Annotated in this window: 16 protein-coding genes and 1 pseudogene; 6 read left to right on the top strand and 11 right to left on the bottom strand. The window is 67.3% G+C overall.

The annotated features are described in order from the left end of the window. The first annotated feature begins 123 nt into the window (after nt 1-123). Complete coding sequence (locus RI03_RS10445; protein ID WP_010217224.1) at nt 124-1,314, top strand: molybdopterin molybdotransferase MoeA; 1,191 nt, start codon at nt 124-126, stop codon at nt 1,312-1,314. A 56-nt stretch (nt 1,315-1,370) separates the two neighbouring features. After that, the gene (gene lexA / locus RI03_RS22690; RefSeq protein WP_081504216.1) at nt 1,371-2,051 is read left to right on the top strand and encodes a transcriptional repressor LexA; all 681 of its coding nucleotides are present in this window, start codon (nt 1,371-1,373) and stop codon (nt 2,049-2,051) included. A 678-nt stretch (nt 2,052-2,729) separates the two neighbouring features. On the opposite strand, the pseudogene RI03_RS10450 reads toward lexA, so the two are convergent. Continuing rightward, nucleotides 2,730-4,457, bottom strand: a pseudogene (locus RI03_RS10450) (ComEC/Rec2 family competence protein); the annotation flags it as partial. Here RI03_RS10450 and gltX point away from each other — a divergent pair. Genes gltX through RI03_RS10465 form a run of 3 tightly spaced genes read left to right on the top strand, consistent with a single transcriptional unit; the run spans nt 4,387 to nt 7,318 of the window. Then, nucleotides 4,387-5,826, top strand: a complete 1,440-nt coding sequence (gene gltX, locus RI03_RS10455; RefSeq protein ID WP_010217229.1) for a glutamate--tRNA ligase — start codon at nt 4,387-4,389, stop codon at nt 5,824-5,826. The pseudogene RI03_RS10450 and the gene gltX overlap by 71 nt on opposite strands. Before the next feature lie 20 nt (nt 5,827-5,846). After that, nucleotides 5,847-7,133, top strand: coding sequence for a citrate synthase (locus RI03_RS10460; RefSeq protein ID WP_010164007.1), 1,287 nt, complete (start codon nt 5,847-5,849; stop codon nt 7,131-7,133). Next, nucleotides 7,130-7,318, top strand: coding sequence for a hypothetical protein (locus tag RI03_RS10465; RefSeq protein WP_010164009.1), 189 nt, complete (start codon nt 7,130-7,132; stop codon nt 7,316-7,318). Before RI03_RS10460 ends, RI03_RS10465 begins: the two co-directional genes overlap by 4 nt. A 76-nt stretch (nt 7,319-7,394) precedes the next feature. Here RI03_RS10465 and RI03_RS10470 read toward each other — a convergent pair whose 3' ends face one another. From RI03_RS10470 to RI03_RS10490, 5 genes are all read right to left on the bottom strand, one after another. After that, a complete protein-coding gene (locus RI03_RS10470) occupies nt 7,395-7,583 on the bottom strand; it encodes a hypothetical protein (RefSeq protein ID WP_026046634.1) in 189 nt (62 codons plus the stop codon). An 84-nt stretch (nt 7,584-7,667) separates the two neighbouring features. Continuing rightward, the gene (locus RI03_RS10475) at nt 7,668-9,068 is read right to left on the bottom strand and encodes a sensor histidine kinase (RefSeq protein WP_010217233.1); all 1,401 of its coding nucleotides are present in this window, start codon (nt 9,066-9,068) and stop codon (nt 7,668-7,670) included. Then, nucleotides 9,065-10,189 (bottom strand): DUF2336 domain-containing protein, encoded by a 1,125-nt coding sequence (locus RI03_RS10480; RefSeq protein ID WP_238542343.1) that lies wholly within the window; start codon nt 10,187-10,189, stop codon nt 9,065-9,067. Before RI03_RS10480 ends, RI03_RS10475 begins: the two co-directional genes overlap by 4 nt. 56 nt (nt 10,190-10,245) lie before the next feature. Beyond that, nucleotides 10,246-11,406, bottom strand: a complete 1,161-nt coding sequence (locus tag RI03_RS10485; protein WP_010217236.1) for a hypothetical protein — start codon at nt 11,404-11,406, stop codon at nt 10,246-10,248. A 191-nt stretch (nt 11,407-11,597) separates the two neighbouring features. Beyond that, the gene (locus tag RI03_RS10490; protein ID WP_010217237.1) at nt 11,598-11,891 is read right to left on the bottom strand and encodes a hypothetical protein; all 294 of its coding nucleotides are present in this window, start codon (nt 11,889-11,891) and stop codon (nt 11,598-11,600) included. Nucleotides 11,892-11,974: 83 nt separating this feature from the next. Here RI03_RS10490 and RI03_RS10495 point away from each other — a divergent pair, with 83 nt between their 5' ends. Further along, nucleotides 11,975-14,302, top strand: a complete 2,328-nt coding sequence (locus RI03_RS10495; RefSeq protein ID WP_010217239.1) for a hypothetical protein — start codon at nt 11,975-11,977, stop codon at nt 14,300-14,302. A 40-nt stretch (nt 14,303-14,342) separates the two neighbouring features. On the opposite strand, the gene RI03_RS10500 is transcribed toward RI03_RS10495, so the two are convergent. The 5 genes from RI03_RS10500 to RI03_RS10520 form a co-directional block, all read right to left on the bottom strand. Further along, nucleotides 14,343-14,771 (bottom strand): Hpt domain-containing protein, encoded by a 429-nt coding sequence (locus RI03_RS10500; RefSeq protein ID WP_170318372.1) that lies wholly within the window; start codon nt 14,769-14,771, stop codon nt 14,343-14,345. A gap of 221 nt (nt 14,772-14,992) precedes the next feature. Beyond that, nucleotides 14,993-15,334 (bottom strand): hypothetical protein, encoded by a 342-nt coding sequence (locus RI03_RS10505; protein ID WP_010164019.1) that lies wholly within the window; start codon nt 15,332-15,334, stop codon nt 14,993-14,995. Nucleotides 15,335-15,410: 76 nt separating this feature from the next. After that, on the bottom strand, nt 15,411-16,229 hold the full coding sequence (locus RI03_RS10510; RefSeq protein ID WP_010217241.1) for an SDR family NAD(P)-dependent oxidoreductase: 819 nt from the start codon (nt 16,227-16,229) through the stop codon (nt 15,411-15,413). Beyond that, nucleotides 16,226-17,212: an aldo/keto reductase gene (locus tag RI03_RS10515; protein ID WP_010217242.1), complete on the bottom strand. Its 987-nt coding sequence runs from the start codon at nt 17,210-17,212 to the stop codon at nt 16,226-16,228. The genes RI03_RS10510 and RI03_RS10515 overlap by 4 nt, the downstream gene beginning before the upstream one ends. Nucleotides 17,213-17,440: 228 nt before the next feature. Then, on the bottom strand, nt 17,441-17,716 hold the full coding sequence (locus RI03_RS10520; RefSeq protein ID WP_010217243.1) for a hypothetical protein: 276 nt from the start codon (nt 17,714-17,716) through the stop codon (nt 17,441-17,443). Nucleotides 17,717-17,778 lie beyond the last annotated feature (62 nt).

The following is a 17,778-nucleotide window of genomic DNA, read 5'->3' on the forward strand; positions in this document are numbered from 1 at the left end:
TTTCGGCATCGAAACTTGGTTACCGAGCGTGGCTGCAATGTCGCACTTTCGACGCGCGATCCAAGCGTGTGCGCTGGCTGACAGGGGTCGACGCGAGGCGATACGAGGCGATAAGGCAGCCGAATGACCACCCCCGTACCGCTCCTCTCCGTCGAAGAGGCCCAGACCCGTCTGCGCGCGCTCGCTCCGACGATCCCGCTCGAGACCGTTCCGCTCCGCACCGCGAGCGGACGGTGGAGCGCGGCGGACGTCCTGGCGCTCCGCACCCAGCCCGCGCGCGACCTGTCCGCGATGGATGGCTATGCGGTACGGTTCGACGATCTTGCGCAGCCGCTGCAGCTCATCGGCGAAAGCGCGGCCGGGCATCCGTTCGACGGCGCAATCGGCCAGAACCAGACCGTCCGGATCTTCACCGGCGCGGCGCTGCCCGGTGGCGCGGATGCGGTGCTCGTCCAGGAGGAAGCGGCGCGCGACGGCGACACCGTCCGCCTTTCGGGAAGCGGCCCGGTTCGTGGCGGCAACATCCGCCGCGCAGGAATCGACTTCTCAAACGGGGACGTCCTGATCTCGACCGGTCAGCGGCTGAGCCCCGCCCGCATCGCGCTCGCCGCGAGCGGCGGACACGGCGAACTAAAGGTGGCGCGGCGGGTGCGTGTCGCGATCGTGGCGAGCGGGGACGAACTGACGCTGCCGGGCGCTCCGCTCAGCGACCGGACGCTCCCCGAATCGAACGGTGTGATGCTGGCGGCGATGCTCGCCGACCTCCCGGTCGACGTCGTCGATCTCGGGATCCTGCCCGATCGGCTCGACACGATCGTCGAGGCTTTCGCGCGGGTCGAGGCGGATATCCTCGTCACCACCGGCGGTGCCTCGGTCGGCGATCACGACCTGATCCGTCCCGCCCTCGCAGCAGCGGGGGGCGCGATCGATTTCTGGCGGATCGCCTTGCGGCCGGGCAAGCCGATGCTGGCGGGAAAGATCGGCGAAATGCTCGTGCTGGGGTTGCCGGGCAATCCGGTGTCCGCGTTCGTGACCGCGGCGATCTTCCTCAAGCCCTTGATCGCGTCGATTTCGGGCGCGAGCGATCCCCGCCCGATCGCTTACCCGGCAATTCTTGGCGCCCCGCTCAAGGAAAACGACCGGCGGCAGGATTATCTGCGCGCGACCACCCGCGACGGCCGAGTCTACGCCGCCGAACGGCAGGATTCGTCGCTGCTGGCGACCCTTGCCGATGCCGACTGCATGATCATCCGCGCCCCCTTCGCGCCCGCCGCCGCGACGGGCGACTCGGTGGAAATCCTGCCGATCGCTTGACGCACTGCTTTATGTTCCGTATAGGTTCGTCGTCTGTTCCGACGAAAGGGCCCGGAATGCTAACGCGCAAACAGCATGAGTTGATCTGCTTCATCAACGACCGGCTGGACGAGACCGGGGTTTCGCCCTCGTTCGAGGAAATGAAGGAAGCACTCGACCTCAAGTCCAAGTCCGGCGTCCACCGCCTGATCAGCGCGCTCGAGGAACGCCAGTTCATCCGCCGCCTGCCCAATCGTGCGCGCGCGCTCGAAGTGCTCAAGATGCCCGAACGCGGCGCCAAGCCGGTTTCCAAGGTTGTGACCCTGCCCGAGGCGTCGCCCGCCAACGTGCGTCCATTGCCCAATCCCGCGAACGATGTGATCGAGATCCCGCTCCACGGGCGGATCGCGGCGGGCGTTCCGATCGAGGCGTTCGAAGGCGCATCGATGCTCGCGGTGCCGGCCGCGCTGCTCGGCGGCGGCGAGCATTACGCTCTCGAAGTTGCGGGGGATTCGATGGTCGAGGCAGGAATTCTCGACGGCGACTACGCGCTGATCAAGCGACAGGAAGTCGCGCGCGACGGCGAGATCGTCGTGGCGCTGATCGACAACAGTGAGGCGACGCTCAAGTTCTTCCGGCGCGAGGGCGCGATGGTCCGGCTCGATCCCGCCAACCGAGCGTATGATCCGCAGCGTTATACCCCGGCGCAGGTCCGGGTGCAGGGCAAGCTCGCCGGATTGCTGCGCCGCTACGACTGATCGGGTGCGGTGCGGGAGTGGCGGAAGCGCCGCCCCGTGCCCCGTGCCCCGCGCGCCCTGCGGTAGTGGTTCGAGGACGGTGATCCAGGGATGTTCGTCCCGTACCCGTCGCACCGTCCGTACGCTCGCGGTAGCCGGGAGCGACAGCACGGACGGGTAAAACGTGATCGCCACCCCGCCGGTCTGTGCGAGCATCGTCCGGTCCAGTCGCAGCCAGCGCGGGTGACACCGCTTGGGCAGCCGTCGCTCGCTGATGACGATATCGGCGCGCGAACAGACGTCTAGCAGCGTCTGCACCGGGATCGCATATGCGCTGCGAGTCGCGAGTACCTGCCAGCGGCGGTTGCCGACCAGGCGCGTCGCCATGCACAGATCGCGGCTGCATCGCGCTGAGCGCTGGTCCGACCAAAGGACGGGAAGTCCCGTCGCCCCGCCGCCTTGCGCCATCATGTCCGCCGTATAATCCCCGGTCCGGTCCCGCAGCAACGCGACCGCCCCGTCCTGCGTGCGGATCGCGACATGGCGCCCGTCACCGGTCACGAGCAGGTCGGGCGCTGGCGTCGACAGCGCCCATACCGCACCAATCGCCAGCGGCCCGACGCCAAGCCGCCGCCATTGCGTCCGCCACAGCGCAATCCACAGGCCGCCCGCGATCATCAGGCCGAAGGCGCCATCCGGCATCGACGGCAGCGGCGCGACCGATCCCGGGATCGCCGCCGTCGTCCGCGCGATCCACAGCAACACGTCGAGTGCCAGCCGCGTGGCCCACCACAAGGGCGCGCCTGCGCCGATCAGGTCGAACAGCAAGGCCCCCGCCTCGAGCGGCATGATGACGAACGTCGTCAGCGGGATCGCGCAGATGTTGGCGACCGCGCCGTAAATCCCCGCTTTCTGGAAGTGATAGAGCGAGATCGGCAGCAGCGCCGCCTCGACCATGATCCCGGTCAGCAACAGCGACGCCAGACTGCGCGCTACCGAACGCACGCGCGGCTCGTCCCGCGCGGCGAACAGGGTGCGGATGCGCGGATGCTCGTTGAGCGCGATGATCGACGCCACTGCGGCGAACGAGAGTTGGAAACTCGGGCCGACGAGCGATTCCGGATACAGCAGCAAAACGACGATTGCCCCCGCCGCAACGAGCCGCAGCGTCAACGCCTCGCGCCCGAGCGCCAGCGCGATCAGCACGCACAACGCGGCAACGCACGACCGGATCGTCGGAACCTCGGCCCCGGTCAGCAGTGTATAGCCGATCGCGACCAGCGCCCCGGCAGCGCCCGCAACGAGCGGCAGACGCCAGCGCAATGCCAGCCACGGCGACAAGGCGAGCAATCGCGAGACGAGGATCATGGTCGCCGCGACAGTCGCACTGATATGCAGCCCGCTCACCGACAGCAGGTGGGCAAGGCCCGAGCGGCGCATCGCCTCGGTATCATCGAGCGGGATCGAGCCCTGCTCGCCGGTCGCGAGCGCCGCCGCGATCCCCCCCGCCCCACCGCCGCCGGCGCTCGCCTGGATATGGGCGGACAGGCGCTGGCGGAGCGGAATGCCGGTTGCGCGCGCTCCCGCGACGATCGTTACCGGCGGCAGCCCCCGTCCGGTCGCGCCGATCCGGTCGAACCAGGCACCGACCGCATAATTATAAGCACCGGGAACCGACGGTTCAGGGGGTGGCAGCAACCGCGCCGTCAGCCGAAGCGTGACCCCGACGGCGAGTCCGGCGGGAACATCGCCGACCGCCAGATTGAGGCGCAGCCGCCGCGGCAAGGCGGGCGGTGGCCGGTCGCTGCCTGCCCGCCTGAAAACGGCGACCGGTGCGAGCCGAAGCCGGACCAGGTCGCGCGCAGGCAAGGGTTCGATCCGCTCGACCGTTGCGGTGAACGTCGCGATGCTCGGGCGCTGCAGGACGACATGGCCGACCTGCGTCGCCCGCCACCAGATCAGTCCGATCCCGAGCGCCACCATCAGCGCGCCGATCGCGAGAACGCGCGCGGCGCGCCCATGTCGACCGATCGCCGCCGCAGTGAGCGCCACGCCGAGCGCGCCCAGCAAAGCGACGGTCCATGCGGTGCGATCGGGAAGCACGAACCACACAGCGATCCCGCCGCCCAACATCACCGGAAGCCACAGCGCGAGCTGATCGCGCTCGGCCTCGAGCCAGCGTTCCAGCGCGTCCGCCGCCTTGCGCGCGCCATCGCCCAACCATCTGCGAACGCCAGTTTGAAGCGGTGCAAAGCGCGTGCTAGGGGCGCTGCAGGCTGTTCCGGCCATCGATCTTCTAGTCTGGGAGTATGCGCGGTTGAGCGCAATCAGTGATACCACCGCAGCCCCCGAGGGCATGCGGGACGCCGCCTCCGGCGCGCAGGTCGTGACTCGTTTCGCGCCCTCGCCGACCGGATTCCTCCACATCGGCGGCGCGCGCACCGCGTTGTTCAACTGGCTGTACGCGCGCCACCATGGCGGGCGCTTCCTGCTGCGGATCGAGGATACCGATCGGGCGCGCTCGACCCAGCCCGCGATCGACGCGATCCTCACCTCGCTGCGCTGGCTCGGGCTCGATTGGGATGGCGACGAAGTGTATCAGTCCGCGCGCGCGGATCGCCACGCCGAGGTCGCGCACCGGATGGTCGAGCACGGCCACGCCTATCGCTGCTACCTCACCACCGAGGAGCTTGCCGCGATGCGCGCCGAGGCGGAGGCAGCGAAGAAGCCGCTCCGGGTCCGCAGCCCGTGGCGCGACCGCACCGATACGGACGATACGCGCCCGTTCGTCGTCCGCCTCAAGGCGCCGACCGAGGGTGCCGTCACGATCGACGACCGTGTCCAGGGGTCGGTGACGGTGCAGAATGCCGAACTCGACGATCTCGTCCTCCTGCGCTCGGATGGCACGCCCACCTATATGCTCGCGGTGGTTGTGGACGATCACGACATGGGGGTGACCCACGTGATTCGCGGGGATGACCATCTCAACAACGCATTCCGCCAGTTGCCGATCATCCGCGCGATGGATGCGATTGCCAGGAAATCCGGCGAAGCTGGCTGGCCCGATCCCGTTTATGCACACATCCCGCTGATCCACGGTTCGGATGGCGCGAAGCTGTCGAAGCGGCACGGCGCGGTCGGGGTGGAATATTATCGCGACGAGCTCGGAATGCTGCCCGAAGCGCTCGACAATTACTTGCTCCGGCTGGGCTGGGGGCATGGTGACGACGAGATCATCAGCCGAAGCCAGGCAGTCGAATGGTTCGATCTCGCCGGAGTGGGCAAGTCCCCGTCGCGATTCGATTTCAAGAAGCTCGAGAATCTGAACGGCCAGTACATTCGCGTCGCAGACGATGCACGGCTCGCCGCGCTGGTGGCGGAGCGGCTTGATTTCGTACCCACGGAGCAGCAACGCGAGGTTCTTGGCCGAAGCATGGCCTCGCTCAAACCGCGGGCGGCGGATCTGCTCGATCTCACCAACGGGGCTGCCTTCCTGTTCCGCCAGCGCCCGCTCGAGATGGACCGCGACGCCACCGCGCTGCCGTCCGACGATGCGCGATCGCTTCTCGCCCGGCTGCACGCAGCGCTTGACGCGGTCGAACGCTGGGATACGGAGAGCCTCGAAGCTGCGGTACGGCAGGTTGCCGAAGACGCAGGGGTCAAGCTCGGGCAAGTCGCGCAACCGCTGCGCGCGGCGCTGACCGGGCGCAAGACCTCGCCCGGAATTTTCGACGTGCTCGACCTGCTCGGGCGCGACGAGAGCCTGGGTCGCATCGCAGACCAGATGACCGCGTAAAAGTCACGAAAGGACTATCCATGACCGACACCGCCAAGCTGAGCGCCGCTGGCAAGGACCTCGATGTGAAGGTCATGCACGGCAGCGTCGGCCCCGACGTACTCGATATCCGAAAGCTGTACGCGCAGACGGGTATGTTCACCTACGACCCGGGCTTCACCTCGACTGCGTCGTGCGATTCCGCGATCACCTACATCGACGGCGACGAGGGCGTCCTGCTCCATCGTGGCTATCCGATCGGCCAGCTCGCCGAACAGTCGAGCTTCATGGAGGTCTGCCACCTGCTGCTCAACGGCGAGCTGCCGACCAAGCCCGAGCTCGAGAAGTTCACCTACACGATCAGCCGCCACACGATGCTCCACGAGCAGCTCGCGACCTTCTATCGCGGCTTCCGTCGCGACGCGCATCCTATGGCGATCATGTGCGGCGTCGTTGGCGCGCTGTCGGCGTTCTACCAGGATTCGGCGGACATCACGGATCCGCAGCAGCGCATGATCGCGAGCCATCGGCTCATCGCGAAGATGCCTACGATCGCTGCGATGGCGTACAAATATTCCATCGGCCAGCCGTTCATGCATCCCAAGAACAACCTGAGCTACACCGGCAACTTCCTGCAGATGACGTTCGGCGTCCCTGCGGAAGAATATGTGGTGAACCCGGTGGTCGAAAAGGCGATGGACCGGATCTTCATCCTCCATGCCGACCACGAGCAGAACGCCTCGACCTCGACCGTCCGTCTTGCCGGCTCGTCGGGCGCGAACCCGTTCGCGTGCATCGCAGCGGGCATCGCCTGCCTGTGGGGTCCCGCGCATGGCGGCGCGAACGAGGCCGCGCTCAACATGCTGCGCGAGATCGGCACGGTCGACCGCATCCCCGAGTATATCGCGCGCGCCAAGGACAAGAACGATCCGTTCCGCCTGATGGGCTTCGGCCACCGCGTGTACAAGAACTACGATCCGCGCGCGACCGTGATGCAGCAGACTGTGCGCGAAGTGCTCGGCGAGCTGGGCGTGACCGACCCGGTCTTCGACGTCGCGCTCAAGCTCGAGGAAATGGCGCTCAACGATCCATATTTCATCGAGAAGAAGCTGTTTCCGAACGTCGACTTCTACTCGGGCGTCATCCTCTCGGCGATCGGCTTCCCGACCACGATGTTCACCGCGCTGTTCGCGCTCGCGCGGACCGTCGGCTGGGTCGCGCAGTGGAATGAGATGATCGCGGATCCAGAGCAGAAGATCGGCCGTCCGCGCCAGCTCTACACCGGTCCGACGCAGCGCGACTACGTCTCGCTGGACGCGCGTTCGTGAAAACCCTGGTGGCCCTCGTCGGCGTGCTCGCCACGCTGATGGGGCTGCTGTGGATCGGTCAGGGGCTCGGACTGGTGCATTGGCCGGCGTCGAGCTTCATGATCGCGCAGACGCAATGGGCGGTCTACGGCGCGGTTCTGGCGCTGGTTGGCGTTGCCGCGATCTGGTGGTCGCGGCGGCGCTGACCTGCCCCTGCGGTTTGTTTCCGATTGGCCCGTCGTCACTCCGGTCTCGTACCGGAGTGACGGCGGTTCAAGACCTTCAGGCGGGCTTCGCGCCCGGCGTTCCGCATTTGGCGAATTTGCCGTTCAACCGGCATTTGGTGGCCTTCGGAGCCACCGTCGGGCATTTCATGAAACGCCCCTTGGCGTCCTTGCACGGCGCAGCCGTGGCCGGCGCCGTTCCAACGGCAAACGCGAGCAGTGATGCCGCGACGATAAGCTTACGCATACAAACTCTCCCCGCCCATACGTGGGCACGGGAAAGGTACGCGAAGCGTGGCGCTCGTCAATTGTCGTTTATGTCATCCCGTCGTCATCCGCGCAGCGGGAGCGAGAAGATGAAGCGCGCGCCCTGCCCCGGTGCGCTGTCGACGGTAACGTCCCCACCCATTGCGCGCGCGAGCCGTCGCGCGATGTAGAGGCCTAGCCCCGAACCGCCCGCCTCATTCTGGTCGACTCGCTCGAACTTGCCAAAAATCCGCATCTGGTCGGCAAGCGCGATTCCCTTGCCCTGATCGGCGACGATGATCGCGGCAAACTGCCCCGCGCGCTCGGCGCGGATCCATACCATCCCGTCGATCGGGGAATAGCGCACCGCATTGGCGATCAGATTGACCAACACCTGTAACGCGCGCCTGAATTCGCCAGTCGCCGGCAGGATTTCGCCGAATGCAGGCTTGTCGATTCTGACCCGTGCGACGGTCGCACGGATCTGGAGCAGCCCTGCCGCGCGCCGCGCCACGTCGGTGAGGTCGATCGGCTCGCGCGCCACGGAAAAGTCGGGCCGTTCGATCGCCTGCAGGTCGACCAGATCGTCGACCAGGCCCATCAGGTGCCGCCCCGCGCTCGCGATGTCGGCAGCGTACTCCGCATAGTCCTGTTTGAGCGGTCCGTCCGACTGGGCGTGGATGCTGTCGGCGTTTGCGATGATCCGGTCGAGCGGGGCGCGCAAGGTCTGGTCGAGCCTCGCTGCAAAGGCGGTCGCGACCGCATCGAGATCGGGGGTTGGCGGCTCGGTCGGTTTGGCAGCACCCGGCACCGATGATCCGATCGCATGCGCCGCACCGATGAAGCCGACGAACGCTCCCGCCGAATCGATCCGTGGCGCGGCGGACAACAGGACCGGCTGCCCGGTAGCGCGGAGCGTCGCCCGTTGATCCTCGAAGGGACGCCGCTGCGCGAGCCCGGTCAGGATCGGGAAGGTGCCGGCATCATCCTCGCCCAGCAGGAAGATCCGGGTCAGCGGCAGGCCGAGCAACGCGGTGTCCACCGAACCCGGCATACTGTCGGACGCTGCGAGAAAAGTGAGGGCCAGCGTCGAATCGGTCTCCCACATCCAGTCCGCTGCGCTGCGCAGGAAGTCCCCCGCGGTGCCCTCCGCCGTTCCGGCGGGTTGCCACGATGGCCGTTGCCGCCAGCCGCTGACGGTCAGCGCGACGCCGTCGGCCCCGGCGTCCACCAAGGTCGGCTCGGCGCGAACCCAGAGGTCGAGATCGTCCCCGCCGTCGGCGACCACGACGTTGCGCGAAACCCCGATCCCCAACCGCCTCGCCAACCGCGCGATCGTCCCGAGTTGCGGGACTGCGAGCATTTGTCCGATCGTGCCACCCGCACGATTGTTCAGGTCCAGCAACCGTGGGTCGGCCGCGACCAGCCGGCCCTCCCGATCGAGCGTTGCGCGCGCGGGCAGCAGCGCCGCCGCGTTCGCCATCATGCCGTCCAGTCCCACGTCAGCGCCGAACGCTGCTGGCTGCGGGCAAACGCGGTCAGGGCTGCACGATAGTCGCGGTGCAGCAGAAGCGGCGCCAACGCCTGCCGTGCGGCAAGCGGATCGATCGCGACGATCGTGTCGAGCATTTCGGCGAAACCATCGAGATCGCGCCGCGGGTCGGCCTCGCCCAGCGAGAAACCAATCCGCGCGATCGTGGCGCGATCGAGATCGAGCGCGCGCAACAGCAGCCACAGCCGCTCGCCGTTCGGATCGAGCACGATATCGCGCGTATCCGGGTGGTCCAGCCCGAGCCCTTGCGCGATGACCGCGATGAACAACGCGAGGCGGCGGTCGAACAGCGCCTCGACCAGCAATGTGGCGCGTTCGCCCGGATTGGGATCAAGCGCTGCGGCAAGACGCAAGGCCACCGCTTCCAGACGCTCCCCTTCGTCGTGCGTCGCGATGCTGCGCATTGCCGCTTCCGCAAGCGCGCGATCGAGTGCCGGCAGCGCCGCACCGGCAGCCTTCGCAAACTGGTCCCGCACTGCGGCTGCGTTTATCCAGACAAGCCGGCGATGTACCTCGGCAGGAAGGTCGCTCGCGAGGGGGGCTCCGACCGGGCCGCCGATGCGGCGTCGACTTTCCGCGCCGAGCAACGCCGCTGCACTTTTGCCCACGACCGGATCGGCATGGTACAGCAGACGGGGGAGCAGACTGGACGCGTCCGGATCTTCCCGCGCCATCGCTGGCAACGCTTCGGCGATCACATCCTGCCGCACGCGTCCGACGATCTCGCGCATCAGCTGCGCGTCGCGGAGCAAGCCGGCTGAAGCGAGCGCTCTGCCGGTTTCGCCACCGCCCGACACGGCCAGCCGTTCGGCGAGCGCGCTTTCGTCGCGCGCGGTCAGCAGCCGCGCGGCATGCCGTCGCACCGTCGCCGCGATCCCGTTCGCCAGATCGTCGAGCAAAAGCGTGACCCCGAGGCGGGTCCGGTCGTCGAGCCGCGCGGCATCGGGCAAGAACACATCGTCGATCGCGACCTGCAACGCCTCGTCCGCCCGCACGTCTGCGATCGTTGCTCGAGCGAGCAACGCCGTCATCCCCCCCTGGGCCCTGTCCTCCATCTCACGATCGTTGATCGGCATTGGCTGGGCTTAGGGACTTTGTCGCTGAAGCGGGACTACGGCTTTTGCCGAAAAGCCTCGATCGCTGCCCCAAGTGTCCCAGCAGCGTACAGTGCAGCCGCCGCGAGCCCGATCAACGGCCAGCCCACGAGCACGAACGGCAGCAGAATCATCAGGTAAGAAACCGGGCTCGCCCACCAGCGGCGCAGCAGCGCCGGCAGCGCGGCGCGCTCCAGCAGCGCGCCTGCGACGACCAGCGCCCCCGCGAGCGCGCCCCCCGCAACCGGATCGGCGCGGACGCCGATCGCAAGGACGACCAGCGCGACGAACCCGGACCGGGCATGCCCCGCAACCTCCGCAAGCCGCGTCTCCTCGCGGACCCAGGCCAGCGCGGCAGCAACGCTTGCCGAGACGATCGCGAGCCCGGCAACGCCAATTCCGATGACCGGATGCTTCGCGAGGATCGTCGCCAGGGCAACGACGACGAGGAGTCCGGCGACCGCGAGCGGCGCGAGCGTCGACACGAGGCGTGCCATCAGCGGCGGCAGGGCGAACCGAACCACCGGTGCAAGCAGGAAGCGCTCTGCCCAGCGGACGGGCTTGGCGACCAACGCCGCAACCGTGCTCGTCCCGCGTCGCGTCAGCGCGTCGGCGCTGCGTTCGATCGCGTGCTTGGGCGCGTCGCGCGGGTCGAGCCGGACCTGTTCCGCCCCGGCCTGTGCCGCAACCCGCAGCAAGGTCGATTGAAAATCATAGTCACGGGGCATCGCCGCGACTTCCGCGACGCGCTTGCATTCCAGCAGTGCCAGCCCGGCCCACGCCGCCTTCGACCCGACCCGCTCGTAGCGCTGGTCGTCGGGATCGCAGACGACGATCGTATCGTGTGGCGCGGCGGCGAGGCTCTGGACGATGTCGCCGCTTGTCACGACGCCATCCGCGACGATCATCACGCGCGCGAGCGGATGGAGCTTGGCAACCGCATCCTGCGCGCTGCGGACCGCATCGACCGACCCGCCGCGCTTGCCGATCCGGCCGATCACGCCAAGCAGCTCGGGCGTCATCCGCGCGACGACGAGAATGATCTGTGTCGCTCCGGCGGCCGCGAGCAGCCGCGCCTGGAACTCGACCAGCGTCAAGCCGCCGAACGGCAGCGTCGCCGCCAGCGTCCCCGGACGGTCGTCGGCGTCGTCGGTCGCGAAAATCAGTCCTGCCAGCATGGCCGGGCTGTTACGGGGTTCGGCGGTGCTTGGCAAAGGGGTGTGATACGGCGGGCCGGCGCCCGTCTTCGAGGCGCTCCGCGATCACGCCGGTTTTGCGCGATCCTTTCTAACCAGCGTCGTCCGGGGCCTGGCCCGTGGTAACGCAGTGCGGGCCTGCGCAGCGACCGCCCCAAAGCTTTCGCCCGCGATCAGAGCCGGTCGACCGCGCGCCGCAACCGTCGCATCAACGCGGGATCATGTGCGTCGCTTTCCGCCGCCTCGGTCGCGATCGCCATCAGGCGGACCGCGCCGAAACTGGCCGCCAGCCCGCGCAACCGCCATGCGGCCTTCTCCCATTCCGCTTCGCCGGAGGCAGTCTCCAACCCATGCAGCCCGCGCCGCACGCTTTCCAGGAAGGCTACACGCAATTCCGCGATCAGCATGGGCTCGTCGCCTACCGCAGCCGCGAGCGCCGCATCGATTGCACCGGGTTCATACACCATATCGCACCCTCTACCGGGCAAGGACTTAAGGCAAAGTTTCGCTATTCGCTTTGCCTCCGGGCTTTTCGTGATAAACGAGCCTGATGAACGGGGGTTCTCGCATCATCGATCTTCGGCCCAATGGTCGCCCGAAACCCGGCGACGCGCCGCGCGGGGATCTGCTGCCCGATCCGCAAGCCCTGTCGTCCGATGCGGAAACCATGCCCATGCAGACTCTCTCCCACCCCGACGACTTCACCGACGAGGAAGTGCCGCGCCGGCCTTTCCCATGGCTCATTGTGGTCGGCGTGGTGCTGTCGCTGGCCTGGATCGGTGTGATGACGGCGCTGTGCTGGTCGAGCCTGCTCGACGCCAGGCCCATCGAAGTCGTACTTTTCCTTGGCGCACTCTGTGTGCCGCCCGCGCTGGTCGGCATTCTCTTGCTGCTCGCGTTGCGCACCAGCACCGCCGAGGCGCGACGCTTCGGACGGACCGCACAGGCGATGCGCGCCGAGGCCGCCAATCTCGAACGCACGGTCAACCGGCTCTCGACGCGGATCGACGATCACCGGATCCAGCTGACCGAGCAGACCGAATGGCTCGGCACGCTCGGCGATACCGCGGTGGCGCGGCTCGCAGGGGTCGGCAACGGGTTGCGGGACCATATCGCCTCGGCGGATTCACACGCGACGACGCTCGCCAAGGCTGCCGAAAATGCGCAGACCCGGCTCGACGTCCTGCTCGCGCTGCTACCGCGCGCGCATGGCGAAACCGATGCGCTCGCGCAGGTGCTCAAGGCGACCGGGATTACCGCGAGCGAACATGCCGCAGCGCTCGATGCGCAATTGTCCGCGCTCGCCGAGCGCGGTCGTGAAGCCGACGCAGTCGCCAATGGCGCTGCGCAGAAGCTCGCTGCCCACATCACGCGGATGGAAGCGACCAGCGAAACCGCCGGCGCGCGGCTCGAACAGGTGACGGGCGACATGTCGCTTGCGGTCGACGGGCTCCTCAACCGCACCGCCGACGCGATCGACGAATCCCGCCGCGGCATCGCGGCGCAGGGCGATGCGCTGCTTGCGATGCTCGGCACGAACCAGGCTGCGCTGGAGCGCGTCGCGCATGACAGCGCCGATGGCCTCGCATCGCGGATCCACGAGATCGAATCGCTGATCGAACACGTTGCCGCGCGGCTCGATGCCCAGCGCGGCACGGGTGGCGAAATCTTTGCCGAGCTCGATCACGGCATCGCGCATGTCTCGGGTCGGTTCGATGCGCTGCACGCACAAGGCATCGATCGCAGCCAGGCGTTGGCCGCATCGATCGGCGCGCTCGGCGGCTCGGCGCACGCGATGACCGAAGCCTTGCGGCTCGGCGATACCGTTGCCACCACCGCGATCGAAACGACCGAGCGACTGCTGCTCGCGCTCGACGCCGCCGCACGCGAAATCGACGAGACGCTGCCCGACGCGCTCACACGGCTCGACACCAAGGTTGCCGATACCCGCCGCCACGTCGGTGCGACCAAGCCCGAACTGCTCGCGCTGGTCACCGCCGCGGAAAGCACGCACGATGCGATCGAGGCGATCGCGCATGTCGTCGCCAACCAGCGCGACACGGTCGACAAGCTTGCGGGGACGCTGATCGACACGCTCAGCGACGGCAAGCTCAAGGCGGATGCGCTGGGGCAGATGGTCGACGACACGATCGGGCAAACCAACCGTTTTGCCGACGAAGCCGCACCGCGGCTGGTCGAAGCGCTGCTCCGCGTCCGCGATACCGCAAGCGCCGCCGCCGATCGCGCGCGCGAGACGCTGGCGAGCGTCATCCCCGATGCCGCGCTCGCGTTCGAGCAGCATAGCGCCGCCGCGGTCGAACGCGCCGCCACGCGCGCGGTGCAGCAGCAACTCGCCGCCATCGCCGACGCTGCTGATGCCGCTGCCGATACGGCCGCGCGCGCGTCTGAGCGGCTGGAACATCGGGTCGCGGCCCTGTCAGATGCGTCCGCGATCCTCGAGACGCGGTTCGAGGACGACCGGCTCGAGCGCGAGGCAGCGGACCAGAATTCGATGGCACGCCGCGTGTCGTTGCTGATCGAGGCGCTCAACTCGGCATCGATCGACATCGCCAAGACCTTTGCGGCGGATGTCTCCGACAGCGCCTGGTCCGCCTATCTCAAGGGCGATCGCGGTGTCTTCACCCGGCGCGCGGTCCGGCTGCTCGATTCGACCGAAGCGCGCGAGATCGTCCATCTCTATGACGAGGATGACGGGTTCCGCGAGCATGTGAACCGCTACATTCACGACTTCGAATCGATGTTGCGCGCCATCCTTTCGGGCCGCGACGGGTCGCCGCTCGGCGTCACGCTGTTGTCGTCGGATATGGGTAAGCTCTACGTTGCGCTGGCACAGGCGATCGAGCGACTGCGGACCTGAACGCAGACACGTCCGCTTACTCGAGCGTCGGTGGACTTGGTCAGCCGATCCGGCGACCGAAGCCCTGACGGCGCTGGACCACGGGATTGCCTTCGGCCTCGAGGATCGTCAGCGTCCGCTGGAACAACCCCCGCAACGCGGCGACTTCCGCGATTGCTTCGTCCGGCGTATCGCGGCTTTCGACGCAATCGCGGGCGACGACTTCGATCTTTTCGGCCAGCGCCCCGAGCGGCTCGGCACCGAACTGACGCGCCTCGCCTTTCAACGTGTGCGCTGGAATCACCAACGCCGCGGCATTCTGCGCGCGCATTGCGACCTCGATTGCGGCTACTGACTTGACGCCGTCCTCACGGAAATACCCGAGGATGCGGACAAATCCGGTACCAAGCTCGCTTCGCGCCTTCGCGAAGGCGACCCAGTCGATCAAGTCTCTGTCGTCGAGTGACACCGTCGTCTCCCCCGGACACATCCACCGCGGATGTGTAGGTCATGCGTTCGATGTAGCGAGATACCGTAAACGAGGCGTTGACGCCGGTGCAGATTATTGACGCTCGCGCTTGTTTCCCGTTGAACTGCCACGGATAATCTCGCGAGAGAGGGTCGCCTTAAATACGAAGGCCCCGCCCCCGAAGATCGGGAGCGGGGCCATCATTCGGTCCCGAACTGGCTTACGCCAGCGCGGTTTTCAGGTCAGCAACCGTTCTTGCGGTTCTGCGCAGCGTCGTGCTTCTTGTCGAGGTGACGCCCGAGCAGCGCACCGCCAACACCGCCTGCGACCGTCCCAAGCGTACCGCCGCCAAGCACGTTGCCGAGGACCGCGCCACCGGCACCACCCGCGATCGTTCCGGTCGTGCCGCTGCTGCGCTTGCAATCCTGATACCGGCGCGAGTCACGACCACGGTAGTTGCGATCGCGATAGTCGCGGTCACGATAGCCATCACGGTAACCGTCGCGGTCACGATCCTGCGCTGCGAGAACCGGACCGGGGAGCGCAACTGCTGCTACCATCACTGCCATCAAAAACTTCTTCATGAGCTTTTCCTCTGTCTCAAAACCTGTGGCCGGATAACCGTCCAGCCTTCCAAAAGTTCATTTGGACGCTGCTCGCTTAATCGGCCATGTATCGGTCAAACCGCTCGCGCCACGCCGGATGCCAGCGGGACAGTGCCGGACGGTTTTCCACCAGATCCCCCGCCGCCCACAGCATGCGCTTGCGATCCTGCTCGGGCGTCGTCTCGTTATCGGGGCACAGCAGATAGAAATTCCCCGCCGCAATCCCGTCGAGCATGAAGGCGACGACCTGATCGGCCGACCATGCACCCGCCGGCTGCTCGGTTGCGCCGCGCGCGGTCATGCCGGTGAAGGTGTAGCCAGGGATCAGCAGGTGCGCGGTGATCCGGTCGCCGGTTTCCTGTCGCAACGTATGCGCGAGTCCCTCGGTCAGCGCTTTCACGCCCGCCTTGCTGACATTGTACGCGGTGTTTCCGGGCGGCTGGGTGATTCCCTGCTTCGACCCGGTATTGACGACCAGTCCGGGCTGGCCGTGTGCGATCATCGCGGGGACGAAGCTCTGCACCCCATGGACGACGCCCATCAGGTTGACGCCGAGCACCTGCTCCCACGCCGCCGGATCCGCGAGCACGTCGCCGCCGGCGCCGACCCCGGCGTTGTTCATCAGGACCGATACCGCGCCATGCCGCTCCGCGATCGTGTCGGCGAGCGTGGTCATCGCCGCCCGATCGGCGACGTCGGTCGCCATCGCGATCGCACCCTCGATCGCGGCCGCCGCTTCGTCCAGGGCTGGACCCGGGCGATCGACGATCACGACGCGGAGGCCAAGCCCTGCGAACGCTTTCGCCGCCGCAAGCCCGATGCCGCTCGCCCCGCCCGTGATGACCGCGAGATTGCCTGCCGAAAGCGCGCTCACAGGTTGAGTGCCGCCATCTGCGGCGCGGCGTAGCGCGTTCCCGTCGCCGCTCCGGGCGGGAGGATCGCATTGATCCGCGCCAGATCGTCCGCGCCCAGCTCGACGTCGAGCGCATCCAGATTCTGTTCGAGATACGTCCGCCGCTTGGTGCCGGGAATCGGCACGATATCGTCGCCCTGCGCGAGGACCCAGGCGAGCGCCAGTTGCGCCGGCGTGCAGCCCTTGTCGCGCGCCATGTCGGCAACCGCATCTGCCAACGCGAGGTTCTTGGCGAACGCCTCGCCCTGGAAGCGCGGGTGATTGCGGCGCGTATCGCCCTCGGGGAGGTCGCCGGGGGTCTTGAACTGGCCGGTCAGGAAACCGCGCCCAAGCGGCGAATAGGGCACGAACCCGATCCCGAGTTCGCGCACCGTCGGCAGCAAGGTTTCTTCGGGATCACGCGTCCAGAGCGAATATTCGGTCTGAAGCGCGCTGATCGGATGGACCGCATGCGCGCGGCGGATCGTCTCGGGCGCGGCTTCGGACAGGCCGAGATACTTGACCTTCCCCGCCTTCACCAGTTCGGCCATTGCGCCGACGGTCTCCTCGATCGGCACGTCGGGGTCGACGCGGTGCTGGTAATACAGGTCGAACAGGTCGAGCCCGGTGCGCTTCAGGCTCGCGTCGCAGGCCTGGCGGACATATTCGGGCCGGCCGTTGATCCCCTGGAAGCTGCCGTCCGCACCACGCATGTTGCCGAACTTGGTTGCCACCTTGATCCATTCGCGGCGTTCGCGGACGACGCGGCCGATGAGTTCCTCGTTACGTCCGACGCCGTACATGTCGGCGGTGTCGAGGAAATCGACCCCAAGGTCGATTGCCCGGTTGATCGTCGCGGCGGATTCGACGTCATCCTGCGCGCCGTAAAAGTCCGACATGCCCATGCAGCCGAGCCCGAGCGCGGACACTTCCAGGCCTTGTGATCCGAGTTTGCGCATTTCCATCAGCGATCTCCCTGGCCGGGCACCACAACCGCGCCCATTGCCGTCGAGCGCCCAATGTTTCGCCGGGGAAAGGGTTGCAGGTCGTGTGAGTGGGATGCCGCGCCGCTTCCTTAGCCCCTCCCCTTCAGGGGAGGGGTTGGGGTGGGGAAGACCAGCAGCGCATTGCTCTCTGCGAGGCACTTCCCCACCCCCAACCCCTCCCCTGAAGGGGAGGGGCTTAAAGTTGCATCACCCCTCCGCGACGCCCCGGTCAGTCGCAACAACCTCGACAATATCAAGCGCAAACCCCCGCCACCCGCGCATCTTAGACGCCTCTCCGGCGGCCGCAGTCTTGCGCTTCGCCTCGGCAAGCGACTTGGTGTGCCCCCAGAAAACCTCGCTCTTGCCGTTCTCGAGCGTCGCGACGATCCGCCAGTAATGCGTGAAGCCGGAGGTCGTCGGCCCGATCGTCTTGACGTAGCCATCGGGGAGCGTTGCGGTGAGGTACGTGCGCTTCTTGGCCATGAACTAGTCGCCTAGACCTCTTGCTGTTTCCCCGCGAAGGCTGGAACCCAGAGTTACAACCG

This window comes from Sphingomonas sp. PAMC 26621, assembly GCF_000251145.1.
In the GTDB taxonomy this organism is placed as follows: Bacteria; Pseudomonadota; Alphaproteobacteria; order Sphingomonadales; family Sphingomonadaceae; genus Sphingomonas.